General features: G+C 52.2%; 8 protein-coding genes and 4 tRNA genes. 9 read left to right on the forward strand and 3 right to left on the reverse strand.

Annotation, left to right across the window (positions count from 1 at the left end):
* Positions 1 to 12: 12 nt before the first annotated feature.
* The 3 genes from tcyL (at position 13) to sdiA (ending at position 2450) form a co-directional block, all read left to right on the forward strand.
* Positions 13 to 681 (forward strand): cystine ABC transporter permease, encoded by a 669-nt coding sequence (tcyL, locus tag ABU190_RS03625; RefSeq protein ID WP_041851806.1) that lies wholly within the window; start codon positions 13 to 15, stop codon positions 679 to 681.
* Positions 678 to 1430, forward strand: a complete 753-nt coding sequence (tcyN, locus tag ABU190_RS03630) for an L-cystine ABC transporter ATP-binding protein TcyN (protein WP_079496411.1) — start codon at positions 678 to 680, stop codon at positions 1428 to 1430. The genes tcyL and tcyN overlap by 4 nt, the downstream gene beginning before the upstream one ends.
* A 297-nt stretch (positions 1431 to 1727) precedes the next feature.
* On the forward strand, positions 1728 to 2450 hold the full coding sequence (gene sdiA / locus ABU190_RS03635; protein WP_354690408.1) for a transcriptional regulator SdiA: 723 nt from the start codon (positions 1728 to 1730) through the stop codon (positions 2448 to 2450).
* A 70-nt stretch (positions 2451 to 2520) separates the two neighbouring features.
* On the opposite strand, the gene ABU190_RS03640 is transcribed toward sdiA, so the two are convergent.
* Positions 2521 to 2745 carry a DUF2594 family protein gene (locus ABU190_RS03640; RefSeq protein WP_071196383.1) on the reverse strand — a complete coding sequence of 75 codons (225 nt, stop codon included), beginning with the start codon at positions 2743 to 2745 and terminating at the stop codon, positions 2521 to 2523.
* Positions 2746 to 3209: 464 nt separating this feature from the next.
* Here ABU190_RS03640 and uvrY point away from each other — a divergent pair, with 464 nt between their 5' ends.
* The 6 genes from uvrY (at position 3210) to ABU190_RS03670 (ending at position 6750) form a co-directional block, all read left to right on the forward strand.
* A complete protein-coding gene (uvrY, locus tag ABU190_RS03645) occupies positions 3210 to 3866 on the forward strand; it encodes a UvrY/SirA/GacA family response regulator transcription factor (protein ID WP_041851802.1) in 657 nt (218 codons plus the stop codon).
* The gene (gene uvrC, locus ABU190_RS03650) at positions 3863 to 5695 is read left to right on the forward strand and encodes an excinuclease ABC subunit UvrC (protein ID WP_354690409.1); all 1833 of its coding nucleotides are present in this window, start codon (positions 3863 to 3865) and stop codon (positions 5693 to 5695) included. Before uvrY ends, uvrC begins: the two co-directional genes overlap by 4 nt.
* Before the next feature lie 56 nt (positions 5696 to 5751).
* The gene (gene pgsA / locus ABU190_RS03655) at positions 5752 to 6300 is read left to right on the forward strand and encodes a CDP-diacylglycerol--glycerol-3-phosphate 3-phosphatidyltransferase (protein WP_041851800.1); all 549 of its coding nucleotides are present in this window, start codon (positions 5752 to 5754) and stop codon (positions 6298 to 6300) included.
* A gap of 149 nt (positions 6301 to 6449) precedes the next feature.
* Positions 6450 to 6525 (forward strand) — tRNA-Gly (locus tag ABU190_RS03660).
* A gap of 52 nt (positions 6526 to 6577) precedes the next feature.
* A tRNA-Cys gene (locus ABU190_RS03665) sits at positions 6578 to 6651 on the forward strand.
* A 12-nt stretch (positions 6652 to 6663) separates the two neighbouring features.
* A tRNA-Leu gene (locus tag ABU190_RS03670) sits at positions 6664 to 6750 on the forward strand.
* 1078 nt (positions 6751 to 7828) lie between these two features.
* On the opposite strand, the gene ABU190_RS03675 is transcribed toward ABU190_RS03670, so the two are convergent.
* A tRNA-Ser gene (locus ABU190_RS03675) sits at positions 7829 to 7916 on the reverse strand.
* Positions 7917 to 8522: 606 nt separating this feature from the next.
* Positions 8523 to 8962: integrase core domain-containing protein (locus ABU190_RS03680; RefSeq protein WP_354690410.1), on the reverse strand; the 440-nt coding region annotated here is incomplete at its 5' end.

The raw sequence follows: 8962 nt of genomic DNA on the forward strand, positions 1-8962 counted from the left end.
AGAACAACCATAATGCAAGAAAGTCTACAACTGGTGATCGACTCTGCGCCGTACCTGCTTAAAGGGGCGGTATTTACGCTGCAACTGAGCATCGGCGGCATGTTCTTTGGCTTGCTGCTGGGGTTTGTGCTGGCGTTAATGCGCCTCTCCCCGCTGCTCCCTGTGCGCTGGCTGGCGCGCATCTATATCTCGATTTTTCGCGGTACGCCGCTCATCGCCCAGCTTTTTATGATCTACTACGGGCTGCCGCAATTTGGCATAGAGCTGGACCCGATCCCGGCGGCGATGATCGGTCTGTCGCTCAATACCGCCGCTTACGCCTCGGAAACCTTGCGTGCGGCTATCTCGTCTATCGATAAAGGGCAGTGGGAAGCCGCCGCCAGTATCGGGATGACACCCTGGCAAACGTTACGGCGCGCAATATTGCCACAGGCTGCGCGTGTGGCATTGCCGCCGCTCTCTAACAGCTTTATCAGCCTGGTGAAAGATACCTCGCTGGCGGCGACGATTCAGGTGCCGGAACTGTTCCGTCAGGCGCAACTGATCACCTCACGTACGCTGGAAGTGTTCACAATGTATCTGGCCGCTTCGCTCATTTACTGGGTTATGGCGACGGTACTCTCTGCGTTGCAGAACTATTTTGAAAACCAGTTGAACCGGCAGGAGCGCGATCCGAAATGAGTGCCATCGAAGTGAAAAACCTGGTGAAACAATTCCACGGTCAGACGGTGCTGCACGGCATCGATCTGGACGTGGCGCAAGGGGAAGTGGTGGCTATCATTGGGCCCAGCGGATCCGGTAAAACCACGCTATTGCGCAGTATCAATCTCCTGGAGCAGCCTGAAAGCGGTACGATTCGGGTGGGTGACATAACCATCGATACGGCAAAACCGATAGGACAACAGAAAAATTTGATTCGCCAGTTGCGCCAGCATGTAGGCTTTGTGTTCCAGAACTTCAATCTCTTCCCGCATCGTACGGTGCTGGAAAACATTATTGAAGGCCCGGTCATTGTGAAAGGCGAACCGAAAGAGGAAGCGACAGCACGGGCACGAGAGTTGCTGGCTAAAGTCGGGTTAAGTGGTAAAGAGACCAGCTATCCGCGGCGTTTATCCGGCGGACAACAGCAGCGTGTGGCGATTGCGCGCGCGCTGGCAATGCGCCCGGATGTCATTCTGTTCGATGAACCGACCTCGGCGTTGGATCCTGAACTGGTAGGGGAGGTGCTCAATACCATCAGGCAACTGGCGCAGGAAAAAAGGACGATGGTGATTGTCACCCATGAAATGAGCTTTGCGCGCGATGTGGCGGACCGGGCCATCTTTATGGACCAGGGACGCATTGTCGAACAGGGCGCTGCAAAGTCGCTATTCGCCAATCCGCAGCAGCCACGCACACAGCAGTTTCTGGAAAAATTCCTGATGCAGTAAGGATTCACCGATTCGGCAGCAACTCGCTTTCCGAATCGGTGATTAATGCTAACTTAAGCTAAATTTATTTATGTGCTTTTAATCATATGCATTGCCAATAAAGATATTTGACCACACTTTGCCGTCGCGTTTTCCCACAAAAAACAGTGTCTTCTGCCTTATCTGCTCGCCATAGCCTGCGAAAATTTTTACTGATTTTCGCTGATACCGATATTTCACACTTATAAAAAAGATTTATGTGTTAATTTAATGTATCCATAATAATGATTATTATTGTCAGGGGTGATATCGGTCAGTATGCAGGATAATGACTTTTTCTCGTGGCGCAGGGAGATGCTGCTACGTTTTCAGGAGATAACGGACAAGGAAGATGTATATTCAACATTAGAGCAGCAAACGCAGCTGCTTGAATTTGATTTTTTTGCACTGTGTGTCCGACATCCGGTGCCGTTTACGCGCCCGAAAATCAATGTACACACCACGTATCCGGATGCCTGGATGGCGCATTATCAGTCCGAAAATTATTTCGCTGTCGACCCGGTACTCAAACCAGAGAATTTCCTGCACGGGCATTTGCCGTGGAATGACAAATTATTTCACGAGACGCCGGAATTATGGAATGGTGCGCGGGATTTTGGATTACGCAAAGGGATTACGCAGTGTTTGATGCTGCCAAACCACGCAATGGGATTCTTGTCCGTGTCCCGCACAAGTATTCTCCATCATCCACAGCATGATGAAGAGATTGAGTTGCGCCTGCAAACGCTGATTCAGCAAAGCCTGATCACGCTTTCCCGGCTGGGTGACAATATGGTCATTGCGCCAGAAATGAAATTCAGTAAGCGCGAGAAAGAAATTCTGAAATGGACAGCGGAAGGGAAGACATCGGCCGAAATCGCTATGATTTTGTCCATATCTGAGAATACGGTGAATTTTCACCAGAAGAACATGCAGAAAAAATTCAACGCACCGAATAAAACGCAGATTGCCTGTTATGCGGCTGCGACGGGAATTATCTGACCTGAACCTTCGTTCTGCGTGCCAGACGTATACCGGCTGCCAGCTTTTGTAGGCTGCCAGCCGGATTCACTTACTGGCGATAAGCCTGTTTGATCTGCTTCACCGTGTTGGTGAACACCGCCGCCTGGGTTTCATCTTCCAGCGCTGCGATCTGTTTTTCCATTTTAAGGATGACGCGACCTGCATCGGCCTGTCCCATAGCCTGCAACATCAGCGTGATCATCATTTTCAGGCATGAGACTTCCTGAGCCAGTTCCTGGTTATTATCAGCAGTGGAAAAATCAGGTGTGCTCATTTATTTACCTCGTTAAGTTACCGTGCTTAGCGTGACGGTGAATGTCAAAGCGGCGGAGTATACCACAAGCCAGGGGAAAAATAGCAGTGGTTGTTTTTTGCACGTACCCGCTGTCTGGTTTATTAAATTAAACATTAGCCATATATTTAATTTTGAATAGTGTAGGCAAAATATATGTTTAATAGAGGTAGAATGACGGTTAATTATTGTTACAAAGTGCCGCTTTAAATTCCCCATCAGAATAAAACTGTGCGTTCAGGCAGCTTTCCGAAAAGTACTTTTAAACATGCAAACCTGATATGGCGCGGGGTGTGAAAGTTTCCACAAAATGTACAGGTTAATTTCCAAAAACGAGACCGAAATCGAATGAGTGGCATTTTTTAACTTTCATTAACGCAGCAAAAACCGTTAGTATGTGAAGAATTAGCTTGCAGCAGCGTCATCCCTTTTCTGGAGATATTCCATTGATCAACGTACTTCTTGTTGATGACCACGAACTGGTGCGCGCAGGGATACGACGCATTCTCGAAGATATTAAAGGCATAAAAATTTCTGGCGAAGTTTGTTGCGGCGAGGATGCCGTAAAATGGTGCCGGGCGCATTCCGTCGACGTTGTGTTGATGGACATGAACATGCCGGGCATCGGTGGCCTTGAAGCCACACGCAAGATTGCGCGCGCTAATATCGACACCAAAGTCATCATGCTTACCATTCACACAGAAAACCCGCTTCCGGCGAAAGTAATGCAAGCTGGCGCGTCAGGTTATCTCAGCAAAGGCGCTGCCCCGCAGGAAGTCGTCAATGCGATTCGCTCCGTTCATTCCGGGCAGCGATACATTGCGTCCGACATTGCTCAGCAGATGGCTCTCAGCCAGATTGAACCGGAAAAAACCGACTCACCGTTCGAGAGTTTGTCTGAACGCGAATTGCAGATTATGCTGATGATTACTAAAGGTCAGAAGGTCAATGAGATCTCTGAGCAACTGAATCTCAGCCCCAAAACGGTGAACAGCTATCGTTACCGCATGTTCAGTAAATTGAACATTCATGGTGACGTGGAGCTGACTCACCTGGCGATTCGCCATGGTCTGTGCAATGCGGAGACGTTAGCAAGTCAGTGAATGAAGTTTTCGATTCAAAAGCCTTTCTCAAGACAGTGACCAGCAAGCCGGGTGTCTACCGAATGTATGACACCGGCGGCACAGTTATCTATGTAGGCAAAGCAAAAGATCTTAAAAAGCGCCTCTCCAGTTATTTTCGCAGCAATCTCGCCTCGCGAAAGACAGAAGCGCTGGTTGCACAGATCCAGCAGATTGACGTCACGGTAACCCATACCGAGACGGAAGCGTTATTGCTGGAACACAACTACATCAAGCTTTATCAGCCGCGCTACAACGTGCTGTTGCGCGATGATAAATCCTATCCTTTTATTTTCCTGAGCGGCGATACCCACCCGCGCCTGGCGATGCATCGTGGTGCGAAGCACGCTAAAGGGGAGTACTTTGGCCCGTTTCCTAATGGTTACGCTGTGCGGGAAACCCTGGCGCTCTTGCAGAAAATATTCCCGGTCCGCCAGTGCGAAAATAGCGTCTATCGCAACCGCTCGCGTCCGTGTCTGCAATACCAGATTGGCCGCTGTCTTGGCCCCTGCGTGGCGGGGCTGGTGAGCGAAGAGGAGTACGCACAGCAGGTGGACTATGTGCGGCTGTTCCTTGCCGGTAAAGATGATCAGGTGCTCACGAAACTGATTGCCCGGATGGAAAAAGCCAGCCAGGCGCTGGAATTTGAAGAGGCGGCGCGTATTCGCGATCAAATTCAGGCCGTACGCCGGGTCACCGAAAAACAGTTTGTCTCCAATACCGGGGACGATCTGGATGTGATCGGCGTGGCGTTCGATGCTGGCATGGCCTGCGTGCATGTGCTCTTTATTCGTCAGGGCAAGGTGCTGGGTAGCCGGAGTTATTTCCCGAAAGTGCCGAATGGCACTGAACTTGGCGAGGTGGTGGAAACCTTTGTCGGGCAGTTCTACCTGCAGGGAAGCCAGATGCGCACGCTGCCAGGTGAGATCCTGCTTGATTTCAACCTCAATGACAAAACGCTGCTGGCGGATTCGTTGTCCGAGCTTGCCGGACGCAAAGTTAACGTGCAGACCAAACCGCGCGGCGATCGGGCGCGTTACCTGAAGCTGGCACGTACGAACGCCGCGACGGCGCTCAGTACGAAATTGTCGCAGCAGTCGACCGTCCACCAACGCCTGACCGCGCTGGCGACCTTGCTCAAATTGCCAGAAGTGAAGCGTATGGAGTGTTTCGATATTAGCCATACGATGGGCGAGCAGACGGTTGCGTCCTGTGTGGTGTTTGATGCCAACGGGCCGCTACGTGCGGAATACCGTCGATATAACATTACGGGTATCACGCCTGGTGATGATTACGCCGCCATGAATCAGGTGCTGCGTCGTCGTTACGGCAAAGCGATTGAAGAGAACAAAATTCCGGATGTTATTCTGATTGATGGCGGGAAAGGGCAGTTAGGGCAGGCCAAAACGGTGTTTGCCGAACTCGACGTCCCGTGGGATAAACATCATCCGTTGCTGTTGGGCGTAGCGAAAGGAACAGACCGTAAGGCAGGGCTTGAGACCTTGTTCTTTGAACCGGAAGGCGAAGGGTTTAACCTACCGCCAGATTCCCCTGCGTTACATGTGATTCAGCATATTCGCGACGAGTCACACGATCATGCCATCAGCGGCCACCGTAAAAAGCGGGCAAAGGTGAAGAATACCAGTACGCTGGAAACCATCGAAGGCGTTGGTCCAAAACGTCGCCAGATGCTGTTAAAATACATGGGTGGTCTGCAGGGTTTGCTGAATGCGAGCATTGAAGAAATTGCAAAAGTGCCGGGCATCTCGCAAGGTCTGGCAGAAAAGATCTACTACTCGTTGAAACATTAAGGGCTCTGTAGCAACATAGGGTCAAAATTTACTGACAACAGATAGTTACCGTCATTATGCGATTTAATATCCCTACGTTGCTTACCCTGTTTCGCGTCATTCTTATCCCGTTTTTTGTTTTGGCATTTTACCTGCCTTTTCAATGGGCTTCGTTCGCATGCGCGCTGATTTTTCTGGTTGCCGCCGTAACCGACTGGTTTGACGGCTTCCTTGCGCGTCGCTGGAACCAGAGCACGCGCTTTGGCGCATTCCTGGACCCGGTGGCGGACAAAGTGATGGTCGCAATCGCAATGGTGCTGGTAGCAGAGCATTACCATACCTGGTGGGTGACGTTGCCGGCGGCTACCATGATTGCCCGCGAGATCATTATTTCGGCCCTGCGTGAATGGATGGCAGAACTAGGGAAACGCAACAGTGTTGCCGTCTCCTGGATCGGTAAAGTGAAAACGACCGCGCAGATGACCGCACTGGTCTGGATGCTGTGGCGTCCAAACGAGTGGGTAGAGTGGGCGGGGATTGGTCTGTTCCTGGTCGCTGCGGTACTGACATTGTGGTCGATGTTGCAATATCTGAACGCGGCACGCGGAGATTTGCTTGAACAGTGATCGTTTCGCGTTAATTTTCAGCAAACGATCCGGGTTTTGAAAAATATCGTTGACTCAGTGCGTCAGGTAAGTAGAATGCATCGCATCAGACGGCAGCGTAGCTCGCCAGAAGATAACAAAATCAAGTGATTAGAACAAAACTTGATATTGCGGGAATAGCTCAGTTGGTAGAGCACGACCTTGCCAAGGTCGGGGTCGCGAGTTCGAGTCTCGTTTCCCGCTCCAGTTTACAAGCATCGGCATATTGCGGGTGCTGGTCGAAAGGCCTGAAGAATCTGGCGCGTTAGCAAAGCGGTTATGTAGCGGATTGCAAATCCGTCTAGTCCGGTTCGACTCCGGAACGCGCCTCCAATTTCTTCCCGAGCCCGGGTGGTGGAATCGGTAGACACAAGGGATTTAAAATCCCTCGGCGTTCGCGCTGTGCGGGTTCAAGTCCCGCCCCGGGTACCATGGGAAAGATAAGAATAATCAAAGCAATAAGCAGTGTCGTGAAACCACCTCCGGGTGGTTTTTTTGTTTTTATACTCTCCATTCCGAAGATGCGACCTAAGGTGGTTTTCCCCTGACCGCGTAGCCATTCACGTTTTCTGATCCCCGATAACAGTAACAGTTTTCACTTTTCTGTCGTCTATTGTTGCCTGAGGTGTGTCCTCTGGCCGCAGTTTGGCGGCCAGAGGAAAGCGTCCATAGCTGACGACATCAACTCACTAAAAATGGGCAACGATATGCTGCTGAGTTTTAGTTGCTTGCGAAGATTCAGAGGAGCCGCTGGAGTTCTGTGGATTCAGCATTCGCATTGCCATCAATTTCCGGAGAGTTAAGCGCTGGAAAGGGCGGCTTCCTCGCAGGCTCGTCATCTGTCCACCCGGCTGGCGCCGGTTGTCGACCCCGGTCGGGAGTTCTCATCTCCCCTGGTATGGGAGACTATAAAAGAAAAAAGCCCGTACTTTCGTACAGGCTCTTATCTGAAATGATGGCGGTGAGGGGGGGATTGACTCGCTTCGCTCGCCCTGCGGGCAGCTTCCTCGCAGGCTCGTCATCTGTCCACCCGGCTGACGCCGGTTGTCGACCCCCGGTCGGGGGTTCTCATCCCCCCTGGTATGGGAGATTATAAAAGAAAAAAGCCCGTACTTTCGTACAGGCTCTTATCTGAAATGATGGCGGTGAGGGGGGGATTGACTCGCTTCGCTCGCCCTGCGGGCAGCTTCCTCGCAGGCTCGTCATCTGTCCACCCGGCTGGCGCCGGTTGTCGACCCCCGGTCGGTGGTTCTCATCCCCCCTGGTATGGGAGGTTATAAAAGAAAAAAGCCCGTACTTTCGTACAGGCTCTCATCTGAAATGATGGCGGTGAGGGGGGGGGATTGACTCGCTTCGCTCGCCCTGCGGGCAGCTTCCTCGCAGGCTCGTCATCTGTCCACCCGGCTGGCGCCGGTTGTCGACCCCCGGTCGGTGGTTCTCATCCCCCCTGGTATGGGAGGTTATAAAAGAAAAAAGCCCGTACTTTCGTACAGGCTCTCATCTGAAATGATGGCGGTGAGGGGGGGATTCGAACCCCCGATACGTTGCCGTATACACACTTTCCAGGCGTGCTCCTTCAGCCACTCGGACACCTCACCACATTGTTTTGCTGCCACACCACTGGGGGGCAACGGGGCGCTACTATAGGGAGTTGCGCTAAAACGGTCAAGCATATTTTCGGTATTGATGATTGTTCGCTTAAGGTGTGAGCAACGGCAGGGAGATGATGGCTGGCAATGCGCAGATTCGCCTTGTGGTATCAGGCCCGATTGTCTAATTTCCCCCGGATGCGCTGGCGCTTATTCGGGCTACCGGCTAACAGTGCGCACGGAACCGATCACAGGTGTGAGGGGAAATAAAGGCAGATTGCTGGTATTTATACTTTCATGGAGTTCTCATCCCCCCTGGTATGGGAGACTATAAAAGAAAAAAGCCCGTACTTTCGTACAGGCTCTCATCTGAAATGATGGCGGTGAGGGGGGGATTGACTCGCTTCGCTCGCCCTGCGGGCAGCTTCCTCGCAGGCTCGTCATCTGTCCACCCGGCTGGCGCCGGTTGTCGCCCCCCGGTCGGGTGTTCTCATCCCCCCTGGTATGGGAGATTATAAAAGAAAAAAGCCCGTACTTTCGTACAGGCTCTCATCTGAAATGATGTACGGTCCGGAGACATGGCAGACAGGTGTTCGGAGACATGGTGAACACTTTTTAACACCCTTTACCCATGATGATCGACCTCTTTTTCAGGTCGATCATCCCCACTTTCGTGCTGTACCACCACACCTCATAACACCCGTCCTCTGCCGTTTCCCGCAGGCCCACATACTCGCCCCTGAATGCTTTCCCCGCGCTCAGGCTCACCCCTTTTATGCTCAGCTTCCCGCTCACATCCACCTTCCTCACCTGCACCCCTTCATCGTATTCCGGGGCCTGCACCGCCCCGTTGTACTGCCTTGATGACGGCTGATAGCGTGATGCCGGAACCGCCATGTCCAGCGCTTCGTGCGGACGCTCCAGGTTATAGACCGCGCGCCAGTCATCGAACACCTGCTGTAACTGGCTGCCGTCCGTGAACCACCGGCCCTGCAGCACTTCGGCCTTCAGGCTGCGGTGAAAACGTTCCAGCTTGCCCTGCGTCTGCGGATGGT

It is taken from the genome of Phytobacter sp. RSE-02 (assembly GCF_040578655.1).
GTDB classification, from domain to species: Bacteria; Pseudomonadota; Gammaproteobacteria; order Enterobacterales; family Enterobacteriaceae; genus Phytobacter; species Phytobacter diazotrophicus.